The organism is Pseudomonas sp. F1_0610 (assembly GCF_047470865.1).
In the GTDB taxonomy this organism is placed as follows: Bacteria; Pseudomonadota; Gammaproteobacteria; order Pseudomonadales; family Pseudomonadaceae; genus JAZDRH01.
In genome coordinates, this window is the sequence record NZ_JAZDRH010000015.1 from 42,272 (window position 1) to 68,982 (window position 26,711).

Here is a 26,711-nt window from a genome sequence, read left to right on the forward strand (position 1 = left end):
GCGGTGTCCTAGGCCACTAGACGAAGGGGACGCAGCCTAGAAACTTATAACAGTTTCTGTACTTTCAGCTTAGTGTTTGCTGGAAGTGGCGCGCATTCTATGTATATATTCAGCACACGTCAACTATTTTTTAAAAAAATTAATGAGTTGCGCGCTCTGTCGGCATAAATAAACGTTGTGACTCCATAGCCCAATCAAATGGTTTATTTTCCTGCATAGCTTCATAGCGCTGCTCTTCAAGCTGCTGAAAAAGTGCAATTTCATGATCAGGCATATAGTGCAAGCAATCACCACCAAAAAACCAAAGCAAATCACGAGGGATCATAGGTGCAATTTGCGGATAACGCATAAAGATTTGGCACATCACCTCTTGCCCTAAATATAGATCATCACTGCCCTGCTCTACTGCATTATAAACATCATCAAAACGCTCAAGAAAGGCCTCATGGTTCCCTTCTGGGACCACTTCTTGATCAGCCATTGCTTGTAAAATTGAACGCACATGTTTTAATAAATCAAGTTGCAATAGCAAATACGAATTGCTCATAAAATTCTCTTTGTTCAATAGCGCCCTTGGAAACAAAAGGGCTGATTGTTACAGGTCTTGCGCCAATAACTGGCGACCCACCCAGTATTTAGCAAATTGCTGCGCACAACGTCCATTACGATTTCCACGCTGTGTTGCCCAACGTACTGCCTCTTTAGTTAGTGTCTCATCCATTTCCCAAGTCAACTGCGAAGCTTGCGCCCAATGATCAATCCAATGCTCAACCACAGATAAGTATTGATCCTGAGAAAAAGGATAAAACGACAGCCATAGCCCAAAACGATCTGAAAGCGCAATTTTATCTTCAGCTGCTTCACTAGGATGAATTTCACCATCTACTTGCTGCCAGCTAGCATTGTCACTTTCACGTTCTGACACTAAATGCCGGCGGTTAGACGTAGCATATAACAGCACATTATCAGGTGCTTTCTCCAAAGAGCCATCTAAAACACTTTTTAAAATTCTAAAGTCATCGCCTGCATCAAAAGACAGATCATCACAAAAGACAATAAATTTTTGTGGCAACTTACCTAAAGACTCAACAATACGGGGTAAGTCGGCCAAGTTATCGCGCTCCACTTCAATTAAGCGCAGACCTGATTTGGCTTGCTGTGCAAGAATAGCACGTACTAAAGAAGACTTCCCTGTGCCACGCGCGCCCCACAGCAAAGCATGGTTAGCAGGATACCCAGCTATTAATTGCTGAGTGTTTTTCTCTAATAGCTCACGCTGACGCTCCATTCCTTTCAAATCAGCCAGATTAACATCCAAACTCACCTGCAAAGGTATTAAGAAACCATTATTACCCTGACGCAACCAACGTGCTGCCAAAGTTTCCTGCCAATCAATTTGCATATTAGTTTGTGGCAAAAGAAACTCTACTCGTTCCAATATAGAACGTGCATAAGTTAAAAATTCTGTTACTTGCTCTTGCATGATTATCTCTTTTATTTTGAAGGTTCAAACTCAAGACAGACTGAGTTAATACAATAACGTAAGCCCGTAGGCTGAGGACCATCAGGAAAAACGTGCCCTAAATGTGCATCACAGCCACTACAAAGCACTTCTATACGCTGCATACCATAGCTAAAGTCATCCCGCTCCCACACCGCTTTTTCATTAATCGCCTGCCAATAACTTGGCCAACCACAACCTGCATCAAATTGTTGCTCAGAAGCAAATAAGGCATTGCCACAACATACACACTTAAATACGCCTTTTATATAAGGCTGTAGAAACTCTCCTGTGAACGGCGGTTCAGTTTCCCCTAAACGACAGACCCTAAATTGCTCGTCAGAAAGCTTTTTACGCCAAGAATCTAATGTTTTTTTGACCTTTTTCACGAGATTTTCCTTTAAAGCTGGAAAAGAATTGCATCTGCACCTTTCATAACCACATTTACAGTCGTATGATAGGATTTTTAACTATCACAGTCTGACATGACTTCATTCGCACGCCTAGACTGATTTATTTGCATTGCACAGCGACCCTGTGCCTCATTAATCGGGATACACAACATCATGCAGTTCAGCAAATCCAACAAACTAGCTAACGTCTGCTATGACATCCGCGGACCTGTGCTAAAGCATGCTAAACGTCTAGAAGACGAAGGGCACCGTATCCTAAAACTGAACATCGGCAACCCTGCACCCTTTGGTTTTGAAGCGCCAGATGAAATACTGCAAGACGTTATCCGTACGCTACCTACAGCACAAGGCTATAGTGATTCAAAAGGGTTATTTAGCGCACGTAAAGCCGTAATGCAGCATTACCAACAAAAAAATGTTCTAGGTGTAGGCATTGAAGATGTCTACCTAGGCAATGGTGTGTCTGAGCTTATTGTCATGGTATTGCAAGCGCTGCTTAACAACGGTGATGAAGTTTTAATCCCAGCGCCTGACTACCCCCTATGGACAGCAGCCACCGCACTATCTGGCGGTACACCAGTACATTATTTGTGCGATGAAAAAGCAGGATGGTTCCCTGATATTGCAGATATTCGCGCCAAAGTAACACCTCGTACTAAAGCCATCTTGCTGATCAACCCAAACAACCCAACTGGCGCTGTTTACTCCAAAGAGTTATTGGAAGATATTGCACAGGTTGCACGTGAAAATAACTTGATTATTTTCTCTGATGAAATCTATGACAAAATTTTATATGACGAAGCACAACACACTTGCATTGCTTCTTTAGCGCCTGATGTATTGTGCTTAACCTTTAATGGATTATCCAAAGCTTATCGCATTGCTGGCTTTCGCTCCGGCTGGTTTGTGATTACAGGACCTAAGCATTTAGCTAAAAGCTATATTGAAGGCTTAGATATTCTAGCCAATATGCGTTTATGCGCTAACGTGCCAGCCCAAAATGCCATTCAAACGGCTTTAGGTGGTTATCAAAGTATTAATGATCTTATTCTTCCTGGAGGACGCCTGCTAGAACAACGCAACCGAACCTATGAGCTACTAAATAGCATACCAGGTATTAGTTGCGTTAAACCCATGGGCGCGCTATACGCCTTCCCTCGTATTGATCCAAAAGTTTGTCCTATACACAATGATGAGAAATTTGCGTTAGACTTACTACTTTCTGAAAAACTGCTAATCGTGCAAGGCACCGCCTTTAACTGGCCTTGGCCTGATCACTTCCGTGTTGTAACACTGCCGCGAGTTGATGATCTTGAGCAAGCTATTACACGCATTGGTAAATTCGTAAGCACTTATCGCCAATAAGACGAGTACATGGATCTACACATCGACGACTTTTATCGTGATGCGGCTATCGGCCTGAACATTTTGTATCAGGCCTTTCCGCGCAAAGTAGCCCTTTATATTGACGACATCATTGGCTATCACGAGCCTGATGAAGTGGGACTACCTCAGTTACGTCATCAACAATGCCTAAGCACTCTACTTTGGTTGGCTGACGAAGGCTTCATTCGTTATGAAAGCCTAATTAGCTTTACCGCTTTAGACCAAGCCTGCTTAACCGCCAAAGCCTTCACTAAATTAAATGCGCTAACCAGTGACCTATCGGCACAAATTACCCAGCTGCCACATAGCATTGCCCGAGTAAAAGGTAATTTAATAAATCAGCTGCGTGAGGCCATTCAAAACCAAGATAGTGAACGTCTTGCCGAACTCTTTCCGAGACTACTACTAACGGGTGACTAAGTTAAAGAACCACCTTAAAAACGAAACAGTTTGCAATATGTGCAGCCTTGCTATGCGCTGCATACATCCTTATATCTTATTTAACTTTATTACTACAGCGGAGATTTGTAATGCTGCGGATGGGTTTATTTATCCTTACCAACATGGCAGTTTTGCTAGTGGCAGGCATTATTTTAAGGCTACTTGGTGTTGATCGCTTTACAGGCGCAAACTACGGTAGTTTACTTTTATTTTGCGGTGTGTTTGGTTTTGTTGGATCTTTTATATCTCTATTTATTTCTAAATGGATGGCACAAAAATCAACAGGCACACAACTCATTACAGAACCCCAAACACGTCACGAGCAATGGTTAATTAATACAGTTGCTGAACTGGCTGAAAAAGCAGGTATTGGCATGCCTCAAGTGGGTATTTTTCCTGCCTATGAGGCTAACGCCTTTGCTACAGGTTGGAACCGCAACGATGCTTTAGTTGCTGTTAGCCAAGGTATGCTTGAACGCTTTTCACCTGACGAGATTCGAGCTGTCCTTGCCCATGAAATTGGCCATGTTGCTAATGGAGATATGGTAACTATGAGCCTTATTCAAGGCGTAGTTAACACCTTTGTTATGTTCTTTGCCCGTATTGTGGGTGATCTAGTTGACCGCGTTGTCTTAAAAAATGAAGAAGGTCGTGGCCCTGCCTATCTGATAACAGTGATGGTCGCTGAAATTCTATTTGGCATTTTAGCTAGCATTATTGTTATGTGGTTTTCACGCTGGCGTGAATACCGCGCAGATTATGCAGGCGCCACCTTAGCCGATAAACAGTCAATGATTGCTGCCTTACAACGCTTACAGCGCGAAGCAGAAGTTCCACACGAAATGCCTAAAACACTGACTGCTTTTGGCATTAATACAGGTCAAGCAATGAGTAAACTATTCATGAGTCACCCACCTTTAGAAGAGCGTATTGAAGCACTACGTAAACTTTAAAAACCATTAAACAAAAACAAAAAAGCCGAGCTAAATAGCTCGGCTTTTTAATGCGCCAATACTAATTAAACAGCATCAGTTAGCGCTGGAACAGCATCAAATAAGTCAGCTACTAAACCGTAGTCTGCCACTTGGAAAATGGGAGCATCTTCGTCTTTGTTGATAGCAACAATAACTTTAGAGTCCTTCATACCGGCAAGGTGCTGAATGGCGCCAGAAATACCTACAGCGACATACAACTGTGGTGCAACAATTTTACCTGTTTGCCCCACTTGCATATCATTTGGTACAAAACCAGCATCCACTGCGGCACGTGAAGCACCTACAGCCGCACCTAATTTGTCAGCTAGTTTGTAAAGTAGCTGGAAGTTATCGCCATTTTGCATACCGCGACCACCAGACACCACAATTTTGGCTGAGGTTAATTCAGGGCGATCTGAAGTTGCTAGCTCTTGGCTAACAAAAGCAGAAATGCCTGCATCACTACCGGCAGCAACAGATTCTACTACCGCTGAGCCACCTTCTGCTGCAACAGGATCAAATCCAGTTGAGCGCACAGTAATAACTTTGACAGCTGCAGTTGACTGCACTGTTGCAATGGCATTACCAGCATAAATAGGTCGCTTAAAGGTATCAGCACTTTCTACTGCAATGATTTCAGAGATCTGGTCAACATCAAGTAGTGCTGCAACGCGAGGCAATACGTTTTTGCCTGTAGTTGTAGCTGGAGCCAAAATATGGCTGTAGCTTTTACCTAGCTCTGCAATAACAGGCGCTAAATTTTCAGGAAGTTGATGCTCTAATGCCGCATTATCTGCGACTAGTACTTTACGCACACCAGCAGCTTTAGCAGCAGCTTCAGCAGCAGCCGAACAATTTGCACCTGCAACTAGCACATCAATATCGCCACCTATTTTCTGAGCAGCAGCAATTGTGTTTAGGGTTGATGCACCTAGCGCAGCATTAGAGTGATCTGCAAGAACTAAAATAGTCATTAGATTACTTTCGCCTCGTTTTTAAGTTTCTCAACCAAGCTCGCCACATCAGCTACTTTAACACCTGCTTGACGCGCTGCAGGCGCTTCCACTTTAAGTGTTTTAACAGTAGAGGTAGTTGCTACACCTAACGCGTCTGGAGTTAAAGTCTCCAAAGGCTTTTTCTTTGCCTTCATAATATTCGGCAAAGAGGCATAGCGTGGCTCATTTAAACGAAGGTCAGTTGTTACAATAGCAGGCATAGTTAATGCTACTGTTTCTAAACCACCATCAACTTCACGGGTTACGTTCACTTTATCACCTGCTACTTCTACTTTAGAAGCAAAGGTGCCTTGTGGGTAACCTGTCAATGCTGCCAGCATTTGACCCGTTTGATTGTTATCACTATCAATGGCTTGCTTGCCCAATAGTACTAACTGAGGCTGTTCCTTATCGACTACCGCTTTTAACAATTTAGCAATAGCTAAAGAGTTTAGCGCGTCATTGGATTCAACTAAGATTGCGCGATCAGCACCGAGCGCTAGCGCAGTGCGTAATTGCTCTTGCGCAGTGGCTGGGCCTACGGAGACCGCGACGATTTCAGTCGCTACGCCTTTCTCTTTCAAGCGAACGGCTTCTTCTACGCCGATTTCACAGAAAGGATTCATTGACATCTTTACGTTGGTTAGATCAACGTCGCTATTGTCCGCTTTAACACGTACTTTTACGTTGTAATCTACCACTCGTTTGACAGCTACAAGAACCTTCATGGATTCCTCGTTATCTCCGGTGAATAAAGAATTTCGCCAAGTCCAGCCCCCTTGGTTGAAAGCTACGACAGCCAAACCCAGAACTCAGCACATTTGCTATCTTGAAGTAACCACCTTATATGGTCAATAGAATTGATAGCAGTTTTCATGTGAGAACCAACTTTAGGGGACCTAACAATCGCACATTAGACTAATTTCACACGCATCTATAGTTGAATTGAAACCCTATCAAAGTCGTATTTTCACACTTTAAACGCTGTTTAGTTGCTCCAGTTCAGGTAAAATAGGCGTTTAAGCGACTATAACAATGTAGCTTATCGTGGTTATAAATAAATTCAAACAAACGTTTGTATTGAACCTAAAATCAGCATAGATATAATGTGCTTGGTATGACTATTTCTTTGCTATTGTGTAATTTCTAACAATAAATAAAGCCTGACTTAGGAGAATGCTTGTGGAACGCGAATACATGGAATTCGACGTCGTCATTGTTGGCGCTGGCCCTGCAGGATTATCAGCTGCTTGCCGCCTGAAACAAAAAGCCAATGAAGCTGGTCAAGAAATCAGCGTGTGCGTTGTCGAGAAAGGTTCCGAAGTCGGTGCCCACATTCTTTCTGGCGCCGTTTTTGAGCCTCGTGCACTCAATGAACTTTTCCCCAATTGGAAAGAGTTAGAAGCCCCTTTAAATACTGCCGTTAAGCGCGATGAGATTTATCTTTATAAATCACAAGAAAAAGCCATCAAGCTACCTAATCTCTTTGTGCCTAAAACCATGCACAACGAAGGTAATTATATTATTTCAGCTGGTAATCTTTGCCGCTGGCTAGCACAACAAGCTGAAAACCTTGGTGTTGAAATTTATCCAGGCTTTACTGCAGCTGAAGTACTCTACGACGAAAATAATGTTGTGCGTGGCATTATTACTGGCGAAATGGGCGTAGACAAAGAAGGCAATCAAAAAGCTGACTATGTACCCGGCATGGAGTTACGCGGTAAGTACACTCTATTTGCTGAAGGTTGTCGTGGCCATTTAGGCAAACAGCTACTGAAAAAATTTGAGCTTGACCGTGACAGCGATGTGCAGCATTACGGTATTGGCATAAAAGAGCTATGGACGATTGACCCTAACAAACATGAAGCAGGTTTAGTCATTCATGGTGCAGGCTGGCCTTTGCCAAGTGATACCAATGGCGGCTCGTTCCTTTATCACTTAGAAGACAACCAAGTTGTTGTAGGGTTAATTGTTGACCTCTCATACAGCAATCCACATTTATCGCCATTTGATGAGTTTCAGCACTTTAAACACCAAGCTGAAATTCGCAAATACCTTGAAGGTGGTACTCGTGTAGCTTATGGCGCACGTGCACTATGCAAAGGTGGATTCAATTCACTACCCAAAATGGTTTTCCCTGGCGGTGCGTTAATTGGTTGCGACCTTGGTACCTTGAACTTTTCAAAAATCAAAGGCAACCATACTGCAATGAAGTCTGGCATGTTGGCCGCTGACGCAGCAGCCAAAGTATTGCTGGCAGGTAGCGAAGGCGGCGATGAACTAACAGGTTACGTTGAAGATTTTAAAGCCAGTTGGTTATATGACGAGTTGTATCGTGATCGCAACTTTGGCCCAGCCATGCATAAATTTGGTACTTTCTTTGGTGGCGCTTTCAACTTTATCGACCAAAATATTTTTGGCGGTAAAATGCCATTTACCTTGCATGACAATGTACCAGATTACTCCACCTTGAAAAAAGCCAGTGAAGCACCAAAAATCACTTACCCTAAACCAGATGGCAAACTCAGTTTTGACAAACTTAGCTCAGTGTTCTTATCAAGTACACATCATGAAGCGAACCAACCTTGCCACCTAAAACTAACGGATGCGTCAATTCCATTAGCGCAAAACCTACCTCTTTATGACGAGCCAGCACAGCGCTACTGTCCTGCTGGCGTATATGAAGTAGTAACGAATGACGAAGGTGAAAAACGCTTCCAAATTAACGCTGAAAACTGCGTACACTGTAAAACCTGTGATATTAAAGATCCTGCGCAAAATATCACTTGGACTACGCCAGAAGGTGGTGGTGGCCCTAGCTATCCAAATATGTAAAGCTAAAAGCCGAACCTAGTGTTCGGCTTTTTTATAACAATTAGGCACAATTGCGTGCTTGATTCGTATCAATCTGTACATTTACCTATAAAATAATCAGACTACTTTTTTGGATAGTGTTAATACCTATACCACGTTTTGCCATCATAGCTGCCATTGCACTAGCTATCACTGCTTTTGCCACTATAAATATCTATACTAACTATGGTTTGTCTGCTTACTTTCCTGTCAATTTAAAAAAGCAGGAAGCCAACAACCTAGCCGTCACTTTTAAATACGCTAACTAAAGTAAGCACAATGCTGGACCTAGTGAGTATGTACCTACATTTGACCTTAACCACGCAAAGGTACGTATTACTTGCTTAGGCGTTGAACCGCTCTGTGATCCATTCAATAAATTTCCTAATTTTTTCATTGAACACATCAGCTAGTTTGTAATTGATGAAAGCCATGTATTTGTTGATACACTGAGCTACCGTTTGGCAGATGACCCACAACAGACATTGCATGTCATGAAAAACACCTACAACAGCCTAGATTCCAACGGAGTATTACCTGCATTTAACGAGCAAACTGCCTTTTATCATCGAATGGCGCTGGCTATTTTTATTAGCATAGTACTGTTTAGTTCCTACATTCACAGGCTTGACAAAAAATGAAGTCACAGTGAAAACCAACAAAATAGTATAAGTAAATTATTTTTAATTCTTTTACTACATAACTAGATTTACCTATAGTCACCCATATTTTATTAAAATAGGCGACTTCCAATGAAAGCTTTGCTAAAAAACTCTCTTCTTCTACTTAGCTTTGGCATTGCCTCTATTGCCCAAGCGGCACAAATCACCAATGTTTCTTATGATGTAATGCGTGATTTTTATAAAGAATACAACCCTGCCTTTCAAAAACACTGGAAAGAGCAAGGTAATAAGCCTGTGCAAATTCAAATGTCCCATGGCGGCTCCAGTAAACAAGCCCGTAGTGTGATTGATGGTCTGCCTGCCGATGTGATTACTATGAACATGGCAACGGATATTAATGCGCTCTATGACAATGGCAAGTTGATCCCTGAAGACTGGTCAACTCGCTTGGCAGACAATAGCGCACCTTTTACTTCAGCTACTGTATTTATTGTGCGCAAAGGAAATCCTAAAAATATTAAAGATTGGAATGATCTTGTAGGTGACGGCGTTAAAGTCATAGTACCTAATCCTAAAACCTCTGGTAATGGCCGTTATACCTACCTTTCTGCATGGGCATATAGTTTAAAAAATGGTGCAACTGACGAACAGGCACAAGCCTTTGTGAAAGACTTATTCCAGCATGTACCAGTGCTTAATACAGGTGGACGCGCAGCTACCAGTACATTTATGCAAAACCATATTGGCGATGTGCTAATTACTTTTGAAAATGAAGCAGAAATGATTGCTCGTGAGTTTGGACGCGGAGGCTTTGAAGTGGTTTACCCTAGCGTCAGTGCACAGGCGGAGCCGCCTGTAACCATAGTAGATAAAGTAGTCGATCGTAAGGGTACCCGTGATGTAGCGGAAGCTTACTTAAAGTACCTATGGTCTGACGAAGCACAGCGTATTGCCGCTAATAACTACTTACGCCCACGTAATCAGGAAATCTTAAAAGAGTTTGCTGATCGTTTCCCTCAGGTTGAATTTACGGATGTAGAAAAAACCTTCGGTCCTTGGGCGCAAATTCAAAAAACACATTTTAATGATGGTGGTATTTTCGACCAGCTATATAACAATTAATTTCTATTGATACTCAAAGCCGAGTCAACTACATATTTGATTCGGCTTTTTTATGAGCAACAGGATAATGAATTAAATTATGCATGACGCAACTATTTGCACTGTTATTTTTATACGCATGTGGTTGATCTGCTGCAAAACGCATTCCATCTCCAGTTGATAGTTGATAACTCTGCCCAGCAATCTCCAGCTTAAGCTGGCCTTCTAAAATAATAATATGCTCAATAACCGCTGTTTCATGTGCATCAGAATAACTTTCTGCGCCAGCAGCCAATTCTATTCGAAACATTTCAAAACCTAAGTCTTGCTCAAAAGCAAATAATGGCGTCACCACCATCTGTGCATTACTCGAATCGAAAACAGGTACTGTTTTAACGGGAACCAAACCAGTTGTTGGGGCTATAACCGTGATAAAAGATGAAAAAGCAACATTAAAACCTGTTGCAATCTTCCATAACGTAGAAACGGTTGGGCTAGATTCACCTCGTTCAATCTGCCCAAGCATTGCTTTGCTTACACCTGTAGCTTGCGCAGCTTGAGTTAGGCTCCAGCCTCGTTCAGTACGTAATTTTTTTAATCTCAGTGCAAGGAATTCAGACACTGTCTGCATAAACAACCTCACTGACGCTATCGTCTTATTGTGCGTTATAACGCACAATGCTAGGCTTTAGTTCGTACGCTATAACGCACATATGAAAGGTTATTATGCAATTATCCGCCTTCTTTCGCCATTTAACTTTTTCCGCTGTAATTGCAGGCTTCGTTGCTGTATTGGTTGGTTACACTAGCTCTGCTGCCATTGTAGTACAGGCTCTAACAGTTGCTGGCTTACCTGCATCTCAGATGGGTGGCTGGTTAAGCATGCTTGGCATTGCCATGGGTATAACCTCAATTGGGCTATCACTTTACTATCGAATCCCTGTATTAACAGCTTGGTCTACCCCTGGTGCAGCCTTATTAGTTACCAGTCTTACTGGGGTTTCTATAAATGAGGCTATTGGAGTTTTTATTTTCGCCTCTGGACTTATGCTGCTGTGCGGCATAACTGGAATATTTGAGCGCCTAATAACGCATATTCCACAAGCCATAGCCTCGGCTATGTTAGCGGGTATTCTACTGCGTTTTGGTTTAGATGCCTTTGTAGCCTTACAGGAGGATACCTATCTATTTATCATTATGTTTCTTAGCTACTTATTAGCTAAGCGTTATATCGCACGCTACGCCATCATGTTAATGCTGATAATAGGACTAATAACCTGCCTATTACAGGGTAGCTTACATGAGGCAGTACAAGGCACTACTTTCGCTATTCCCGAATTTATTAGCCCGCACTTTAGCTTGTCATCTCTACTGGGTGTAGGGCTTCCATTTTTTATTGTCACTATGGCATCACAAAACACACCTGGAATCGCTATTTTACAAGCAGCAGGTTATAAGCCAAAAATTTCTTCACTCATTACATATATTGCATTAGCCACTTTATTATTCACCCCTTGGGGAGGATTTAGCATAGGCATTGCAGCTATCACTGCAGCCATTTGTATGGGCAAAGATGTTCACCCTGATCCTGATAAGCGCTATATAGGTGCTGTCTGCGCTGGTTTTTTCTATCTCTTAGCGGGGATTTTTGGCGGTTCTATTGGCATGTTATTTAGCATTTTACCCAGCTCACTTATTCATATTTTAGCTGGTTTAGCTTTACTAGGTACTTTAGCAAATAGCCTACAACGTGCATTAATTGAAGAAAGCAAACGTGATGCCGCCTTAGTTACTTTTTTAGTTACGGCTTCTGGAGCCAGCTTATTTAGCATTGGCTCTGCATTTTGGGGGCTAATAGCAGGCGTAATCACCTACATGATTTTACAACGAGCTCGCCACTAAGATTAATCTCTAAAACGGTTTCTAACGTTTAAGCTATACTAGCAAAACGCTTATCGGCCATATCAATTAAATGCTGTAAATAATGAAAGCCTTCTTGCCACTGATGATGCCCTGACGCCACATTAATATGGCCTACTTCACCAAGCTGCACATATTCACTGCGCCATGCCTGTGCTAATTGAGCGGCACGCTCAGCACTTGCTGCTGGGTCATTTAATGACCCTACGACAATGCTAGGAAATGGCAAAGCCTGTAATGAAATAGGAGCAAAACCTTGTAAGGCCTCTGGGCAATTAGCCCGCTCCACATCAGCCGGCGCCACTAATAAAGCGCCCTGTATTTTACTACGCAAAAAGCGACTGGCTTGCATAGCCCAATGCGCAACCGTTATACAGCCTAAACTATGCGCAATTAAAATAACTGGGGCTGTACTGCTTGCAATCATATATTCAAGCTGCGACAGCCATGCGCTTACTTCAGGTAAACTCCAATTCTGCTGCTCTACGCGCCGCGCATTAAGCTGTACCTGCCAAAAACTTTGCCAGTGATTCTCAGGTGAACCATTCCAACCTGGCACTATTAGGTATTGATAATCCTTTGCTGTCATCACATTTACCTTAAAAAAGCAGTGGATGTTCGATAAGGTAAAATATGGCATAGGGCAAACCAAACTTAAAAGAATAATAAAAAATAGATTTATTCTATTTTGTAATATAAAAATGGTTATATCAAAATACCAAAACAGTATTTTTAGAAATAACAACAAAACCGTACTATTGGCATCTATTTTTTATTTGCTATCAGGAGGCAACATGCTTTGCACTGCACGCAAACACAGTTACTACCCCCTAATAGCACCTCGAATGTGATCTTAACTGGTGGATGTTCGATACCCATTTCACTCGTTAAGGATCTACAAAAATGAAAAAGTTATTCGCATTAACACTCACAACCGCTCTGCTTTTTACCTCTCAAGCTTGGGCGCAATCTATTTTAAATGTGTCTTATGACCCAACCCGAGAGCTTTATAATGAGTTTAACCAAGCCTTTAAAAAGCACTGGGAAGCTCAAGGTCACGAAAGCTTACGTATTCAGCAATCCCATGGTGGTTCAGGAAAGCAAGCACGTACAGTGATCGATGGCTTACGTGCAGACATAGTGACCTTGGCATTAGCTGGAGATATTGATCAAATCGCCGAGATAGCCAAGTTATTGCCTAGTGATTGGCAAACTCGGTTACCTGATGCAAGCACACCCTATACCTCTACTATCGTATTTTTAGTACGTAAAGATAATCCAAAAAATATCAAAGATTGGGATGATTTGGTTCGCTCTGATATTAAAGTGATTACACCTAACCCTAAAACCTCAGGCGGTGCTCGCTGGAATTTTCTAGCGGCTTGGGCTTATGCCCTTGAACACAATAATAACAATGATGAAAAAGCCTTTGAGTTTGTACAACAACTCTATAAAAACGTACTAGTGCTAGATAGCGGCGCTCGTGGCGCTACAAACAGTTTTGCCCAAAATAAACTAGGTGATGTTTTAATTGCTTGGGAAAATGAAGCGTTCTTAGTACTAAAAGAACAAGGGGCAAGCAATTACGATATCGTCGTTCCTTCGCTTTCTATTTTAGCTGAGCCTCCAGTAGCTTTGATTGACAAGGTGGTCGATCGCAAAGGTACACGTGAAGTGGCGCAAGCTTACCTTGAATACCTGTATAGCGAAGAAGGCCAACGTATTGCGGCGAAAAACTACTATCGCCCACGCAACCAAAGCATTGCCAACGAATTTAGTACGCAATTTCCTGCATTAAAGCTAGTTACTATTGACCAAGTATTTGGTGGTTGGAAACAAGCACAGCCGCGTTTCTTTAACGATGGCGGTGTATTCGACCAGTTATACAATAAATAAGGATAGCAAGGCGCATGTCACTTCGTCCCTCTCCCGTCATTCCAGGGTTTAACCTCACCTTAGGTTACACCATGCTGTATTTGAGTTTGCTGGTGTTTATTCCATTAGCCGGCATGTTTATTTATGCGGCTCAATTAACTTGGACTGAGTTTTGGCAAATTGTTAGCCACGATTCTGTTTTAATAGCACTTAAGCTTAGTTTAGTAACTGCTCTAGTAGCAGCCCTATTAAATGGCGTGATTGGGACAGTTTTAGCTTGGGTTTTAGTACGTTACCGTTTCCCTGGCCGACGCATTATTGACGCCATGATAGATCTGCCTTTTGCTTTACCAACAGCGGTAGCAGGCATTGCCTTAACTGCGCTTTACGCGCCTAATGGTTTAGTAGGCAAACTCTTTGCCGCAGATGGCATTATTGGCCAATTTTTTGAGCTTCAAATTGCCTTTACGCCATTAGGTATCAGTTTAGCTTTAGTATTTGTTACTTTGCCTTTTGTGGTACGTACTATTCAACCTGTACTTGAAGATATTCCAAGAGAATTAGAAGAAGCAGCCAGTTGTTTAGGTGCCAACCCATTGCAAGTTTTTCGCCATGTGCTCTTACCCGCGCTATTACCTGCATGGCTAACAGGTTTCTCATTAGCTTTTGCCCGCGGCTTAGGCGAATATGGCTCGATTATTTTTATTTCAGGCAACATCCCTAAAGAAACCCAAGTTTTACCTTTTTTAATCATGGCCAAGCTTGATCAATTTGACTATGCCGCTGCAACAGCTATCGGTGTAATGATGCTAGTACTGTCTTTTATCATGTTGCTCATTATTAACCTGATCCAACGCTATGTTGCCAAGCGCTAAGGAGTTTGAGCATGTCATCATTCACTAAACTGCTAACCTCTCGAGCCTTAGGACGCTACTTACTGATTGCCCTTGCTTGGTTAATTTTTTTAAGCGTCTTAGTACTACCTCTCTATGTTGTAGTAAGCGAAGCATTACGCGAAGGCTTTAGCTACTTCTGGAGCACTATTACTGATGAAGAGTCTATTTCGGCACTAAAGATCACACTCATTGCAGTCGTTATTTCTGTGCCATTAAATGTAATTTTCGGAGTAGCTGCTGCATGGTGTGTGAGCAAATATGAATTTTGGGGTAAAAGCCTACTGGTCACCTTTATTGATTTGCCTTTTTCCATTTCTCCTGTAGTTGCCGGCTTAGTCTTTATTTTACTATTTGGCGCGCAAGGCTTTTTTGGTGAATGGCTAATGGAGCATGACATTCAAATTATTTTTGCCATGCCTGCCATTATCTTAGCCACTTTATTTGTCACTGTACCCTTTGTCGCGCGAGAGCTTATTCCTTTAATGCAAGAACAAGGCACACAAGAGGAAGAAGCAGCCCGCTTATTAGGCGCCAGCGGCTGGCAAATGTTCTGGCATGTAACACTGCCTAATATTAAATGGGGTTTAATGTATGGTGTAGTGTTATGTACCGCTCGTGCTTTGGGCGAATTTGGCGCTGTGTCTGTTGTAGTCGGCAATATTCGAGGCTCTATTAGCCTGCCGCTTTACCTGCAAGCGCTTTACGATGAATACCAACAAGTTGCTGCCTTTGGTGTAGCAGGAATGCTGTTGCTGCTTGCTCTGTGCGTATTAGCTTTAAAAATCTGGAGTGAGTCGCGTCTTAGTCATCAGCAAACAAGCAAAGAGAAATAAGTTATGAGTATCGAAGTTCGCAACGTTAACAAACAGTTCGGCTCATTTACTGCGCTGAAAGATATTAATTTAGATATAAAAGCAGGTGAGCTAGTGGCTTTGCTAGGCCCTTCAGGCTGCGGAAAAACCACCTTACTCCGTATTATTGCTGGCCTAGAAACACCTGATAGCGGTTCTATTTTATTTCATGGTGATGATGTTTCTAAACGTGATGTGCGCAAGCGCAATGTAGGTTTTGTATTTCAACACTACGCCTTGTTTCGCCATATGAGCGTATTTGATAACGTAGCTTTTGGCTTACGTATGAAACCGAGCAAGCAACGTCCGTCAAAATCCCAGATTCAAGATAAGGTGATGGAGCTGCTACGCATGGTGCAACTTGACTGGCTAGCTGATCGCTACCCAGAACAACTTTCAGGTGGACAACGCCAGCGCATTGCGTTAGCCCGGGCACTTGCTGTGGAGCCACAAATCCTACTACTGGACGAACCCTTTGGCGCTTTAGATGCAAAAGTACGTAAAGAATTACGCCGCTGGTTAGCCCAGCTCCATGAGGATATTAATCTAACTTCTGTTTTTGTCACCCATGACCAAGAGGAAGCGATGGAAGTAGCTGATCGCATTGTGGTGATGAATAAAGGCGTAATTGAGCAAATTGGCACACCTGCTGAAGTCTATGAAAACCCAGCCAGTGAATTTGTTTACCACTTTTTAGGTGATTCCAACTTGTTAAAAACGGACAATGCCCAAGAAGTGCAATTTCGCCCACATGAAGTGCTTTTATCACGCTCAGCGCAGACTGATTTTATCCAAGGAACAGTGCGTGATATACGCCCGCTAGGGGCCATTACCAGAGTGACACTAAAAGTTGAAGGCCAACAAGAACCTATTGAGGCTGAAGTAACCCGTGACGATGAGAACCTACAAGGTTTACAACGCGGTACTGCTTTATTTTTTAAACCCAAACAAATAATCCAAGGCTTGTAAACGAACTAGGGCGCTTTTCGCGCCCTAGTCACTAAGCACATTACGAAACACAAAGCTCATCAAATGAGTACAGCCAATAATTCCAATAATAATAATTAGATTACCAGCACCAGCCATTAAGAGCTTACCCAGACCACTCCACATAAACTTAACTAGCACACCAATCAACGCAATTAAACCGCTCACCATCAACCATCCAATATAGGTTTTAAGTACGGTTGAATCTGCCATTTTATGCAGAATGCTGGCTACTACACCTAGAACAAAAAATATCATAAGTAGGCCGAAGATAATATGCATCGCTACCACCTTTATTAATTGAGTAGCCTTACCTTAATTTTGCATAGCGTCAAATTGTGTCGCAAAAAAACAAGTCATAGGATTAACCCAGATAACTCTTAATTTAGCTGCTAGAATGCTATTAATCTTTTCTGAAGGCCTTGTTATGACTAACTCAATTACGCTCTACCATAACAACCGTTGCAGCAAGTCACGCGCAGCATTAGCACTACTAGAAGAACGCCAACTTCAAGCCAATGTGGTGTATTACTTAGAAACGCCACCAAGCGAGCAAGAAATCAGCGCCCTTTTACAAAAGCTAGGCATGAAGGCTCGTGATTTATTACGCAACAAAGAAGATGAATTCACCACACTTGGCTTAGCCAATACCCAACTAACTGAAGCGCAACTTATTACAGCAATGCACAAACATCCACGTTTGATTGAGCGCCCTATTTTAGTGGTTGGCGATAAAGCTGTAATTGGTCGCCCGACTGAAAATCTATTGGAAATCTTGCCATGACAGCCCCTTATATTTTAGTGCTGTACTACAGCCGTAACGGTGCTACAGCGGAAATGGCCAAACATATCGCCCGTGGTGTAGAGCAAACAGGTATGGAAGCGCGTATTCGCACAGTACCTAGTGTTTCTACGGACTGCGAAGCCGTTGCTCCTGAGATTCCTGCCGAAGGTGCTATTTATGCCACCTATGATGATTTAAAACACTGTGCTGGGCTAGCGCTAGGTAGCCCTACACGCTTTGGCAACATGGCTGCCGCCATGAAATATTTTTTAGATGGCAGCTTAAATCTATGGTTAACAGGTGAGCTAGTGGGTAAGCCAGCTGGCGTGTTCACCTCAACGGGCTCTTTGCATGGCGGGCAAGAAAGTACACTGCTCAGCATGATGATTCCATTAATGCACCAAGGTATGCTAATTTGTGGCTTACCTTATAGTGAACCTGAGTTAGGAAGCACACAAAGCGGTGGCACACCTTATGGACCTAGCCATTATGCCGGTAGTGATGGCAAACGCCCAGTTGACCAAAACGAGCTAGCTCTATGCCATGCACTAGGTAAACGTTTAGCTCTTATCGCTCAAAAACTGGAGTCTTAACAGTGGGTTACACCAATAAAGCTAAAAAACCTTTACCCAGCATTGAGTGGTTAGAACCTCGGGCACGTAAAGCACATTTAGTCGCCATAATCTTTCTGTTTGCGTTAATCACGCTACTTAGCTACTGGAATATTTTTTTAGTTGATCACTACAACAAACAGGTGTGGGCATTAATTGCGTATGAAAGCATACCACTAATACTTGTTTTGCCAGGCATATTAAAAGGCAGCCCTTATGCTTATTCATGGGCCTGCTTTGCTATTTTATTGCACTTTCTTGAAGGTGTTTGGATGCTTATGGAGCCACAAAAACAATGGATTGGCGTAGCAGAAACATTGATTACGACTGGTTTCTTCATTAGCGCTATGTACTATATTCGCTGGAAATATCAGCTGATTCGCAAACACAATGGTGAATAGCTTTATCAATTAACAACCGTGTTTAAAGATTGCTGTTAATTCAAGTGCAAACGAATATTTCCTGTTTCATATAGCACATTATAAAACTGATTAAGGAAATCTTGCTCATCCTGGTTATCCTTAGTCAGTTCAGTTAGTCGCTCACTATTTTTAAAGGTGATTGAAAAATTGGGCTTAAACTCAAGATCCATCAGACAGTCCTCTAAACCACCTAAGTCTCGCCCAACATAGCAACGCTCCCCTATCAAAACCTCACCCATATAGCAAAATAGGTCTTGCTTAGAGTTAATCCAATTACAATCAACTATCACATCCTGTAACAAGCATTTTTCTTGAACACCCTGCTCCAATAAAGCTAACTCAAGCCATATGGCTTTTTCTGGCTCACTCAAGTTACGCCAATGATAATGATAGGTATGCTGGCGCCAATCAGTGAGCAGTTCCATATAAAAATTGACATAAGCCAAAGTGCTACTAGAGCAAGCAGTCAATGACAGATTATTAGAGATATTTTGGCTAGAAATATGCTGTTGAATTGGCGCCGTTAAAAAATGACGTTGCTGCTTAGAAAAGCGTAAAGCAATCAGGCTATGGGAAGGTAAATCAAACTGCTGATATGGTCGAAATGAGCGCAGTTTCAACGCAGTACCCATAGCCGTCTTATGCATGCAAATAGGCTCCAGTTCACCTAAAACAACTGGCATTTGTGCAGACATAGTTTCAAGGAAAGCAATTCCCATCTATTGTATCCTAGCTAGCAAGTACTCTATATGGAATCTAGATTAAGCTAAGTGCTCAGAAAAAATATGATGCAAATCTAAACTTAATGAAATGTTTTTACTCCTGATTCTTTGCTTTGGCCAAATTTTCACCTAGAAGCCGCCACCTTAAGATCTATTTAGAAAAATAGCAGATTAGTACCTATACAGTAGGTTGCATATAGGTTCCAATACAAACCATCACTGGACTCTTCTGTTGTTGATGGATACCAGTATTATACGTATCAATACTGCTTACTAAATAGGCTCCTAGCTTTCTCATAAGTATTCTGGAGCATTTTCTTAGCTAGCTCTGTAGTGCGACTCCTAGTTGTCAGCAGCTTTATAGAATGAGAAATCTCAACTCATTAGGCGCAGATGCCCAAAGAGGCTAAAATGCCTCTCTCTTTGCTACAAACCTAGGGCTTTAGCACAAACAACATAGCCCCCTTCAGACCTAGCTCTCTAAGTTAACTAGATAGCGATACTAGCTATCATGACTCATCGCTAAGGCGCCCTATAAAAAGATACCTTTATTCATTATTTCTCCTTAAGCATGTACGCACTCATGCTAGCTAAAGCATGACCGCCTAAAAATTTAGTTTTTTATCATTTATTTTAGCTAAAGTGTTGACAGCTAACCTTTTTTTCATAATAATGCGCGCCACGTTGGCTACATAGCTCAGTTGGTTAGAGCGCAGCATTCATAATGCTGATGTCCCAGGTTCAAGTCCCGGTGTAGCCACCAACGATTTCAAGGGGTTAGCAAAATAGCTATCCCCTTTTTTATTGCCTAGTGACCATGAAGTGACTAAAAAGTGACTATCGTGAAATTTGTGCTAATGGTGATAACTTCAAAACTGAATCCAAATGCTCAGGTGATAAATGTGAATATCGCATAGTCATCTTAATATCTTGATGCCCTAATATTCTCTGCAAACTTAAAATATCGCCACCTCCCATCATGTAATGGCTTGCGAATGTATGCCGCAAAATATGCGTCATCTGCCCTGGCGTATTAAAACCACATCGTTCATAAGCACATCTAAAAGCAGCACGACAAGATAGAAATAATCGACCATTACCAGGCACTGCAACTTTTAAAGCCTCATCAACAACATATTGCGGAATAGGCACAGAACGAGATTTACCATTTTTAGTTTGGCTAAAATGCACTTTTCCATGACGAATAGATGAGTACCGTAAACTTTCAGCTTCGCCCCATCTTGCACCTGTCGCCAAACAAATCAATGCCACTGGATAGGTATGATTATTTGTGCTGTCCTGGCACTGCTTAAGTAGCTCTTTTATTTGCTCAAGCTCTAAAAAACTAAGCTCAATTTCATCAACTTTGACCTGGCGAATACCCTCTAGAGGATTCTCACCAGTAAAAGCACCTAGCCTTATAAGTTCAGAAAATACGGCAGACATATAACGTTGCTCATGATTAACTGTACTTGCTGTTACCTCTATCAATCTGCGCTGGCGATAGCGTGACCAGTGTAATGCTGTAAAATCAGAAACTAACGGATCACCTAAACGATCACATATCGCTAACGTTCTAGCTAAACGTGTTTTTTCATCCTTTAATGTACAACCATGCAACTCATGCCAAAGCTCAACTAAGTTAGAAAGTCGATCATCTAATGGGCGTCCAACTGTTTTAAGACTTTTTGTATAGTCCTGCTCATAACGCAAAGCTGCTGACTTTGTTGAAAAACCTTTTTTACGAATACGTTTACCTGCAAAATAAAAATCCGCAGTCCAAGATTTTCCATCTTTGCGAGCAGTCATACAGCTTTACCCCAACGAACTACACGCTCCCTTAGCTTTTCACTTATCCATTTATAGATATCACGTTCAGTTTTACCCTTTTCTGCAAAATGATCCCGAATAACCTCCCAGCATTCCCATTCTTTTAAACGATCAAATGCCTTTTGCGCCCCTACTTTTTCCCTAGCCAATAAGGAAACAAAGTTACCCATAAATAATTCAACATTTTTACCAGTAAATCCTGCTGCAGTTTTGTAGTAACGCTTGTATTCAGTTTCATCAAGTAATGAGTCATAGCCTGTTTCCACATGAGCATCATTAGCAAACAATGTCCAAGCTGCATCAAAGGTTTGTGAATCTTTTAATAACTTAAATGCCTCAAAACCATATTGCCAAAGCCCATCAAGATGCGGTGTGAGCTCTAAAAATGTCTTAGTGCCTATGATTTCGCCTGTTTTAGTATTAGCGGAACCCTCTGCAAATTGCTGAATAATTGTATGGTGATAGCGCAGTTCAATACGCCAAACATCCTGCCCATCATCATATAAAGGTGTATCAAAATCAGCATAGGCTTGATTCCAAAGCGACTCCCAAAAATCTAATTTATCAATAACTTTGGCTTGCTTCGATTTGTTGTAAATAGCTAACTGCACGCCATTAGGTGCACCAAACATATAAGTCTCACCTAGCCCATACACAGACGCAGAACGCGACCATTCAATACTATCAATTCCACTGATATCACGAACACGTCTAGAGCGGCACTGCATGCGTTGCACTGTATCTTGAGGAGGTTTCCAGCCTTGTACATCAAGTGCAATATGTACAGCACATTGGTTAGGTTCAGCGTCCGCCAGTACAGCATTAGCCAAGCCATCTAATAATTTTTGAAGACTTTCAGGTCTATGACTTTCGATCGTATGCGGTGATACTTCAATTTTTAAATGAGGTCCTGTATCTACTTCTTTTACATTGTAATTTTTAATCAGCAAAATTATGCCTAGGTCTGCATTTTGTAGCCTGTATTGATAGCCTGAATCACGCCCAATTCTACCTGCGTGCCAAATATGATCAGCAAAACTCACAAAACCTGAGTTTTCAAACAACTCAAATACTTCTGCACGAATGCGCCCACGATAAAGCTGGCGAACTGTATCAACAGCACAACGCAATAGTTTTACATCACTTAAATCTGTAAGAGCTGCTGTTCTAGGATGAAAAAACAAACGACCAAAGCTATCTGCTTTACAGTCATGATCTAATCGCAACTGATGTACTGGCTTACTCATCATTATCTCTCTTATTCATGTAACTATATGGCTTGATATGGTTTTTCTTACTGGTTTATATGACGTGTTACAGGGACGTCATCGAGAAATTAGCGCTACGCTCGTCACTCCGAGACAAGCCGTTCCTCGCTTGCGCTAATTTCACGTTCACCACAAAAATTTGCCTTTTTGATAAGGTATTACTGTCAGCTTTGTTTCTTTTTCTTCTTCAGGAACATGAACATATTTTTCAGGTGCAGGTTGATTAACGTCTTTACCTTTGCATGTAACAAATTGCTCAACACCTTGATAAATAACTTTAGCAACACAGTCGCCAGCGGGCTTAACAACATAACCTGATTCAAGCATTTGATAGCTATTTAGCATAAATGCGCCCTCAGATTCAGGGGGCGTGATAGCGAACGAGTAAAGGCTGCCTTTACCTTGCATAACAAGCCTGCCAACAATCTGGATTTTATGGCCCTTAAACGGATGATCTACGTTAATATCCAAATTAGACACTTGCTGAAAAGCACCATCAATACTGCCCAAACTATTACTACTTTTACTATTCTCAAAACGAGTAGAAGTAATTTCTTTAACAGATGTAGAACCAACCTCAACGCTGGGCGAACTAGGGGCAGATTCAGAAGAAAGTAAACTACCTCCCTCGGAAGTAAAAAAACTGTATATAAGGTAGGCAAGAACCAATAATAGTAAAAGAAGCTTAGGCGACCTGAGCAAACTTTTACCTGCGAACGTGTCTCTAACCTGCCCTGTGGCTGTTGACTGATAGAGTTTGAAGGTTTCTTGTTTGATTTTTTTATATTCGATGATTGTTCCATCAGCTGGGGGTCTGTTGAGCTGTGCGTCATGCTGCGACTCCTTATAGCGCCCTTTAATGCCGATAACGGCAAGATTTGAATGCCGATATGCCATCTCACATGTCATGCGAATGTCATCACGGATATATGAAATATTCGGTGTAGTTAAAACAATATCCCAGCCAAAATGGCGGTGACGTGTCCAGGCATCAAGCCAGTTAAAAGGTCTGTTTGCTTCCTTTGCTGCTTCTGGACCACCCTTAAACTCAAATTGCTCTAAATCTTTTTCACGCCATGATTTAGGAAATAAAAGCTGCGTTTCATCAAAAATAATGAAAGCCCCCTGCGGCACCCAGTGCATCCAAGTCCGCATTTTTTCTAGATCTTCCAAATCTTCCAAATCTAAATTTATTATTTCTGCTGTATCAGGCAAATCTGGAAAAACCGTATAACAACGATCAAGCGTAAAGCCACGTATATTAGTAACAATGACACGACCAGCTTTTAATGCAGGAACAGCATCATCTTGAATTGCACCCGATGTTTTATAAGAACCATTTGGACCGTGATGTATTTTAATAGCCATATTAACGCCCTATAAATGGAACAAACTTCATTGCAAGACGCGTACCGCAGGCACTAAAAATAATATTAAAAGCTTCTGGTATACCAAAAAATGAAAGCCCTGATCTAACCTCGGGATCTAATTTTGAATAATGACTATTTATAAATTGTCCTATTTTCAAAGCATCCACAATTTCACTAAAAGCTGTATAAGCAATTTCAAGTAAGAAAAGCTGCATTTTAAAATAAGCAATAGCGAAATATTTAGTTAGCAATACAAAAGCTGCAACTACAAAGTCATATATACCACTATATAACCAATCCCAAGCTGCTTGTATAAACTCTAATATAGAATCCATTAGTCTTTACCTCTACCAAAAATAATAAGCACAGCAATAATCGCAGCAATAAAAAGCATTACTGAACGAAGAATAGTTAATTCAATTGAGAATATTCCTAGATCAAGTGTGAATGAACTTGAACCACCTAAAGAGCTAATAGTGAAATCAGAAACAGGCAACTTTCCGTCTGAGTTAGGAAGTTTTATATCTAAAGCCCCCTTAGCAAGCTTCTTAAATTTTTCTGAAAACTCAAGGCTTTGCCCCTTTAAATCTTCAATCAAGGTATCAGCTTCACTAATAGGCTTATCAAAGCTACCTTGCACAGGCTTAGTTAGTTTTCCCCCATCGCCAGCATCACTATCACCATCACCTTTACCACCACCACCCCCGCCACCAACACCTTTATCTTTTATTTCACCGAGCAACCGATTTGTTTCGTCTAATTTAGCTCCTAAATCTTTACCAATTTCATGAGCTGTTTGGTTCGTTAGTGGGTCATGTGCATTTTGAGATGTATTATTATTGCCATTAGATTGGGGATCATTTTTATCATTACCATCAGCATTACCGCCATTCAATGGGTGATCTGGAGAGTTTGGGTCTATTTTTTGTGTTGGATCTTTTGGGTTAACACACTCAAGCTGGCCATCAACATAGTCACAAATACGATTATCAGGAGAGTTTGGATCACGAACGCAAGTAGTACCACTCCAAACATAGCCAGGCATATTGCCACATTTTGAATTGTCGGGATCTTCGGTTGGATTGCAGTCCATTAAATGACGCCCTTCAGCATCAACTACTTTTCTACAATCTTTTGCTTCTTTATCGTCAAAGTCTCCGCCCAAATCATCTTTAGGCTTATCAGTCTCTTTACCTGTACCTATCCAATCTTGTAAGCAAATTGATGTTTTATCATCTAAAGCAATGCACTTCATATTACCTGCGCCAATGTACTCACAGTTATCGTAAGAAGCGTAATTAGGGCAAAGAGCAAAACCTGCTTGAAAATCACACTCTATCGGCTTGCGAACAGGAGAACCAACCTGACATTTTTTATGTTCTTCTTTCTTCTCGCAACCACCTGTTTTTTCGTTGTATTCAGTACCCGCAGGGCAACTATCACCGTTTCTAGTCATACCGTAGCTTCTAAGAGTCGTAGACTGCTCGGACTGGGAATCAAAAACCGTAGGAGTACAAGAAGCACTAGTAGCAGAGTGAAAAGATAATGAAACACTTGTTACTTTACACGTAGAACAATAAAGACCAGAACCAACAAATGAATCACAAAGCGCTGATGCTGAAGAAGCGCGAGGAATAGGAAAACCAGCACCAGACCACACGTAATCAGCTGCAAAACTTGCTGTACTAAATAAACTAATAAACAAAATTAAATAACGCACTTTCACGCTCCAATAAAAAAACCCGCCGAAGCGGGTTTATTTGTTGCCGCCTCTGATGAGGACTAAGCGAACTGACCTGTACGTATGCCAGTAATTAAAACTAAAGCACACGTACATCCGAGCAGAAAGCCAAACATTAGGCTTTGCGCATTACAGCCATCACGATTGACATAACAACAATCACTACAACAGCAGCGATAATTGCTTTACCTACGTTCCCGCCATCAGTGCCAGCTTGAGTGATCGTAGACAGTACATCTGCGTCAACAAAGCTGTCGGCTGCCATTGCTGGAGCTGCGATAGCTGCGCCAGTTGCTGCGATGCAGCCATTACGGAACAAGTTTTTTAACTTTTGCATAAAACACTCCTAACGTGCTTTTTTAAGTATTGACATAATTACACCGACTCCAAATCCAATAGCGAATAGACTTAGAATCCCACTGAAGCCATAAGCAAAATCTTGTTTGTTAAAAACAAAGAAGCTGCTTATGTCTTCTTTAACAGTCCAAACTTCATTAGTGCAGTTTGAACCGTTAAATTCTTTACAAACTAAAATGTATTCTCTTGCTGTATCTGCCATTGATCTATTCCAGAATCTAATGCTTGATTGCAATTGCCACTTTGAAAGCAATAAACCTCAAAAGACTTCCAAGAATCTAAAGCTCCCTGTAATGCACCTAAAGCAAACAAAACAGAGCAAAAAACTAGAAAGGCAAGAAAACGCATTACTAACCTTTAGCTGGTTGAGGTTGTGATTTACCTAGTGATTTATTCACTGGCTCAACTTTATAAACGTCATTACGTACCGTTTGTTTCCCACCACGGCTAGTTTCAATGTGAAAACGACATAACTCGCCCAGTTCTAAATCTTTAGAAGCTGCAAAAACCTCATCTGCATGACCCTCAAGAATCGGCATTGCCATAATTGAACTAACCGCTTCTGTAATACCATCAGGCTCTTCGCCAACAAAAACTTTTGCATAAACCTTGTCATCAACTTTAGTAACTTGTACACCTAAAATTGGTGCTTCCATAATTAAACGAGCCATTTTATTCTCTCCATTTAATAAGCTTTTATTCGCTTATATATTTAAGTTAATTACTCTTATTTCTACTTTTTAAGTTAAAAGCTATCCATCAACTAATAATGTTGATTTAAACTTTTAAT

General features: G+C 41.5%; 30 protein-coding genes and 1 tRNA gene. 14 read left to right on the plus strand and 17 right to left on the minus strand.

The genetic code is table 11. From position 1 onward, the window contains the following. Positions 1-139: 139 nt before the first annotated feature. The 3 genes from VQ643_RS09725 to msrB are packed head-to-tail and all read right to left on the minus strand — an operon-like array spanning position 140 to position 1,890. Positions 140-547, minus strand: coding sequence for a PA2817 family protein (locus VQ643_RS09725; RefSeq protein ID WP_414199574.1), 408 nt, complete (start codon positions 545-547; stop codon positions 140-142). 48 nt (positions 548-595) lie between these two features. Beyond that, positions 596-1,483 (minus strand): ATP-binding protein, encoded by an 888-nt coding sequence (locus tag VQ643_RS09730; protein ID WP_414199575.1) that lies wholly within the window; start codon positions 1,481-1,483, stop codon positions 596-598. An 11-nt stretch (positions 1,484-1,494) separates the two neighbouring features. Further along, positions 1,495-1,890, minus strand: coding sequence for a peptide-methionine (R)-S-oxide reductase MsrB (gene msrB, locus VQ643_RS09735; RefSeq protein ID WP_414199576.1), 396 nt, complete (start codon positions 1,888-1,890; stop codon positions 1,495-1,497). Positions 1,891-2,067: 177 nt separating this feature from the next. Here msrB and VQ643_RS09740 point away from each other — a divergent pair, with 177 nt between their 5' ends. The 3 genes from VQ643_RS09740 (at position 2,068) to htpX (ending at position 4,694) form a co-directional block, all read left to right on the plus strand. Further along, the gene (locus VQ643_RS09740; protein WP_414199578.1) at positions 2,068-3,279 is read left to right on the plus strand and encodes a pyridoxal phosphate-dependent aminotransferase; all 1,212 of its coding nucleotides are present in this window, start codon (positions 2,068-2,070) and stop codon (positions 3,277-3,279) included. Between the two features lie 9 nt (positions 3,280-3,288). Then, a complete protein-coding gene (locus VQ643_RS09745; protein WP_414199580.1) occupies positions 3,289-3,720 on the plus strand; it encodes a hypothetical protein in 432 nt (143 codons plus the stop codon). 110 nt (positions 3,721-3,830) lie between these two features. After that, positions 3,831-4,694 (plus strand): protease HtpX, encoded by an 864-nt coding sequence (gene htpX / locus VQ643_RS09750; RefSeq protein ID WP_414199581.1) that lies wholly within the window; start codon positions 3,831-3,833, stop codon positions 4,692-4,694. Positions 4,695-4,759: 65 nt separating this feature from the next. Here the strand turns inward: htpX and VQ643_RS09755 are convergent, their stop codons facing one another. Further along, positions 4,760-5,689, minus strand: coding sequence for an electron transfer flavoprotein subunit alpha/FixB family protein (locus tag VQ643_RS09755; protein ID WP_414199582.1), 930 nt, complete (start codon positions 5,687-5,689; stop codon positions 4,760-4,762). Further along, a complete protein-coding gene (locus VQ643_RS09760; RefSeq protein ID WP_414199583.1) occupies positions 5,689-6,438 on the minus strand; it encodes an electron transfer flavoprotein subunit beta/FixA family protein in 750 nt (249 codons plus the stop codon). Before VQ643_RS09760 ends, VQ643_RS09755 begins: the two co-directional genes overlap by 1 nt. A gap of 454 nt (positions 6,439-6,892) precedes the next feature. Here VQ643_RS09760 and VQ643_RS09765 point away from each other — a divergent pair, with 454 nt between their 5' ends. Both VQ643_RS09765 and VQ643_RS09770 read left to right on the plus strand, forming a co-directional pair. Further along, complete coding sequence (locus VQ643_RS09765) at positions 6,893-8,545, plus strand: electron transfer flavoprotein-ubiquinone oxidoreductase (protein WP_414199584.1); 1,653 nt, start codon at positions 6,893-6,895, stop codon at positions 8,543-8,545. Between the two features lie 770 nt (positions 8,546-9,315). Further along, positions 9,316-10,308 (plus strand): sulfate ABC transporter substrate-binding protein, encoded by a 993-nt coding sequence (locus VQ643_RS09770; RefSeq protein WP_414199585.1) that lies wholly within the window; start codon positions 9,316-9,318, stop codon positions 10,306-10,308. A 28-nt stretch (positions 10,309-10,336) separates the two neighbouring features. Here VQ643_RS09770 and VQ643_RS09775 read toward each other — a convergent pair whose 3' ends face one another. Further along, a complete protein-coding gene (locus VQ643_RS09775; protein ID WP_414199586.1) occupies positions 10,337-10,918 on the minus strand; it encodes a helix-turn-helix domain-containing protein in 582 nt (193 codons plus the stop codon). A gap of 95 nt (positions 10,919-11,013) precedes the next feature. Here VQ643_RS09775 and VQ643_RS09780 point away from each other — a divergent pair, with 95 nt between their 5' ends. Continuing rightward, positions 11,014-12,189, plus strand: a complete 1,176-nt coding sequence (locus tag VQ643_RS09780; protein WP_414199588.1) for a benzoate/H(+) symporter BenE family transporter — start codon at positions 11,014-11,016, stop codon at positions 12,187-12,189. 28 nt (positions 12,190-12,217) lie between these two features. Here the strand turns inward: VQ643_RS09780 and VQ643_RS09785 are convergent, their stop codons facing one another. Then, the gene (locus tag VQ643_RS09785; protein WP_414199589.1) at positions 12,218-12,796 is read right to left on the minus strand and encodes an RBBP9/YdeN family alpha/beta hydrolase; all 579 of its coding nucleotides are present in this window, start codon (positions 12,794-12,796) and stop codon (positions 12,218-12,220) included. Between the two features lie 314 nt (positions 12,797-13,110). On the opposite strand from VQ643_RS09785, the gene VQ643_RS09790 reads away from it, so the two are divergent. Genes VQ643_RS09790 through VQ643_RS09805 form a run of 4 tightly spaced genes read left to right on the plus strand, consistent with a single transcriptional unit; the run spans position 13,111 to position 16,798 of the window. Then, on the plus strand, positions 13,111-14,103 hold the full coding sequence (locus VQ643_RS09790) for a sulfate ABC transporter substrate-binding protein (protein WP_414199590.1): 993 nt from the start codon (positions 13,111-13,113) through the stop codon (positions 14,101-14,103). A 14-nt stretch (positions 14,104-14,117) separates the two neighbouring features. Further along, positions 14,118-14,957, plus strand: coding sequence for a sulfate ABC transporter permease subunit CysT (gene cysT, locus VQ643_RS09795; protein WP_414199591.1), 840 nt, complete (start codon positions 14,118-14,120; stop codon positions 14,955-14,957). Between the two features lie 11 nt (positions 14,958-14,968). Continuing rightward, on the plus strand, positions 14,969-15,811 hold the full coding sequence (gene cysW, locus VQ643_RS09800; RefSeq protein ID WP_414199592.1) for a sulfate ABC transporter permease subunit CysW: 843 nt from the start codon (positions 14,969-14,971) through the stop codon (positions 15,809-15,811). 3 nt (positions 15,812-15,814) lie between these two features. Further along, positions 15,815-16,798 (plus strand): sulfate/molybdate ABC transporter ATP-binding protein, encoded by a 984-nt coding sequence (locus VQ643_RS09805; protein WP_414199593.1) that lies wholly within the window; start codon positions 15,815-15,817, stop codon positions 16,796-16,798. Between the two features lie 24 nt (positions 16,799-16,822). Here the strand turns inward: VQ643_RS09805 and VQ643_RS09810 are convergent, their stop codons facing one another. Then, complete coding sequence (locus VQ643_RS09810; protein WP_414199594.1) at positions 16,823-17,098, minus strand: hypothetical protein; 276 nt, start codon at positions 17,096-17,098, stop codon at positions 16,823-16,825. A 145-nt stretch (positions 17,099-17,243) separates the two neighbouring features. Between VQ643_RS09810 and arsC the strand changes: the two genes are divergently transcribed. From arsC to VQ643_RS09825, 3 genes are read left to right on the plus strand one after another with little or no spacing between them, the layout of a single operon-like run. After that, positions 17,244-17,600 (plus strand): arsenate reductase (glutaredoxin), encoded by a 357-nt coding sequence (arsC, locus tag VQ643_RS09815; RefSeq protein ID WP_414199595.1) that lies wholly within the window; start codon positions 17,244-17,246, stop codon positions 17,598-17,600. Beyond that, positions 17,597-18,193, plus strand: a complete 597-nt coding sequence (gene wrbA / locus VQ643_RS09820; protein ID WP_414199596.1) for an NAD(P)H:quinone oxidoreductase — start codon at positions 17,597-17,599, stop codon at positions 18,191-18,193. Before arsC ends, wrbA begins: the two co-directional genes overlap by 4 nt. Before the next feature lie 2 nt (positions 18,194-18,195). Beyond that, the gene (locus VQ643_RS09825; protein WP_414199597.1) at positions 18,196-18,612 is read left to right on the plus strand and encodes a DUF2069 domain-containing protein; all 417 of its coding nucleotides are present in this window, start codon (positions 18,196-18,198) and stop codon (positions 18,610-18,612) included. A 35-nt stretch (positions 18,613-18,647) separates the two neighbouring features. Here the strand turns inward: VQ643_RS09825 and VQ643_RS09830 are convergent, their stop codons facing one another. Beyond that, a complete protein-coding gene (locus VQ643_RS09830) occupies positions 18,648-19,352 on the minus strand; it encodes a hypothetical protein (protein ID WP_414199598.1) in 705 nt (234 codons plus the stop codon). Positions 19,353-20,041: 689 nt separating this feature from the next. Between VQ643_RS09830 and VQ643_RS09835 the strand changes: the two genes are divergently transcribed. After that, positions 20,042-20,118 (plus strand) — tRNA-Met (locus VQ643_RS09835). A 74-nt stretch (positions 20,119-20,192) separates the two neighbouring features. Here the strand turns inward: VQ643_RS09835 and VQ643_RS09840 are convergent. The 8 genes from VQ643_RS09840 to VQ643_RS09875 all read right to left on the minus strand — a co-directional run bounded on the left by VQ643_RS09840 (position 20,193) and on the right by VQ643_RS09875 (position 26,592). Continuing rightward, positions 20,193-21,164: a tyrosine-type recombinase/integrase gene (locus tag VQ643_RS09840; protein WP_414199599.1), complete on the minus strand. Its 972-nt coding sequence runs from the start codon at positions 21,162-21,164 to the stop codon at positions 20,193-20,195. Then, positions 21,161-22,432: a hypothetical protein gene (locus VQ643_RS09845; protein WP_414199600.1), complete on the minus strand. Its 1,272-nt coding sequence runs from the start codon at positions 22,430-22,432 to the stop codon at positions 21,161-21,163. Before VQ643_RS09845 ends, VQ643_RS09840 begins: the two co-directional genes overlap by 4 nt. A 147-nt stretch (positions 22,433-22,579) precedes the next feature. Continuing rightward, positions 22,580-23,821, minus strand: coding sequence for a zonular occludens toxin domain-containing protein (locus VQ643_RS09850; protein WP_414199601.1), 1,242 nt, complete (start codon positions 23,819-23,821; stop codon positions 22,580-22,582). A 1-nt stretch (position 23,822) separates the two neighbouring features. Further along, complete coding sequence (locus VQ643_RS09855) at positions 23,823-24,158, minus strand: DUF2523 family protein (RefSeq protein WP_414199602.1); 336 nt, start codon at positions 24,156-24,158, stop codon at positions 23,823-23,825. Then, the gene (locus VQ643_RS09860) at positions 24,158-25,543 is read right to left on the minus strand and encodes a hypothetical protein (protein ID WP_414199603.1); all 1,386 of its coding nucleotides are present in this window, start codon (positions 25,541-25,543) and stop codon (positions 24,158-24,160) included. The genes VQ643_RS09855 and VQ643_RS09860 overlap by 1 nt, the downstream gene beginning before the upstream one ends. 136 nt (positions 25,544-25,679) lie before the next feature. Then, on the minus strand, positions 25,680-25,901 hold the full coding sequence (locus VQ643_RS09865) for a hypothetical protein (RefSeq protein ID WP_414199604.1): 222 nt from the start codon (positions 25,899-25,901) through the stop codon (positions 25,680-25,682). A 9-nt stretch (positions 25,902-25,910) separates the two neighbouring features. Next, a complete protein-coding gene (locus tag VQ643_RS09870; RefSeq protein WP_414199605.1) occupies positions 25,911-26,123 on the minus strand; it encodes a hypothetical protein in 213 nt (70 codons plus the stop codon). A gap of 148 nt (positions 26,124-26,271) precedes the next feature. Further along, a complete protein-coding gene (locus VQ643_RS09875; protein WP_414199606.1) occupies positions 26,272-26,592 on the minus strand; it encodes a hypothetical protein in 321 nt (106 codons plus the stop codon). Positions 26,593-26,711: the final 119 nt, after the last annotated feature.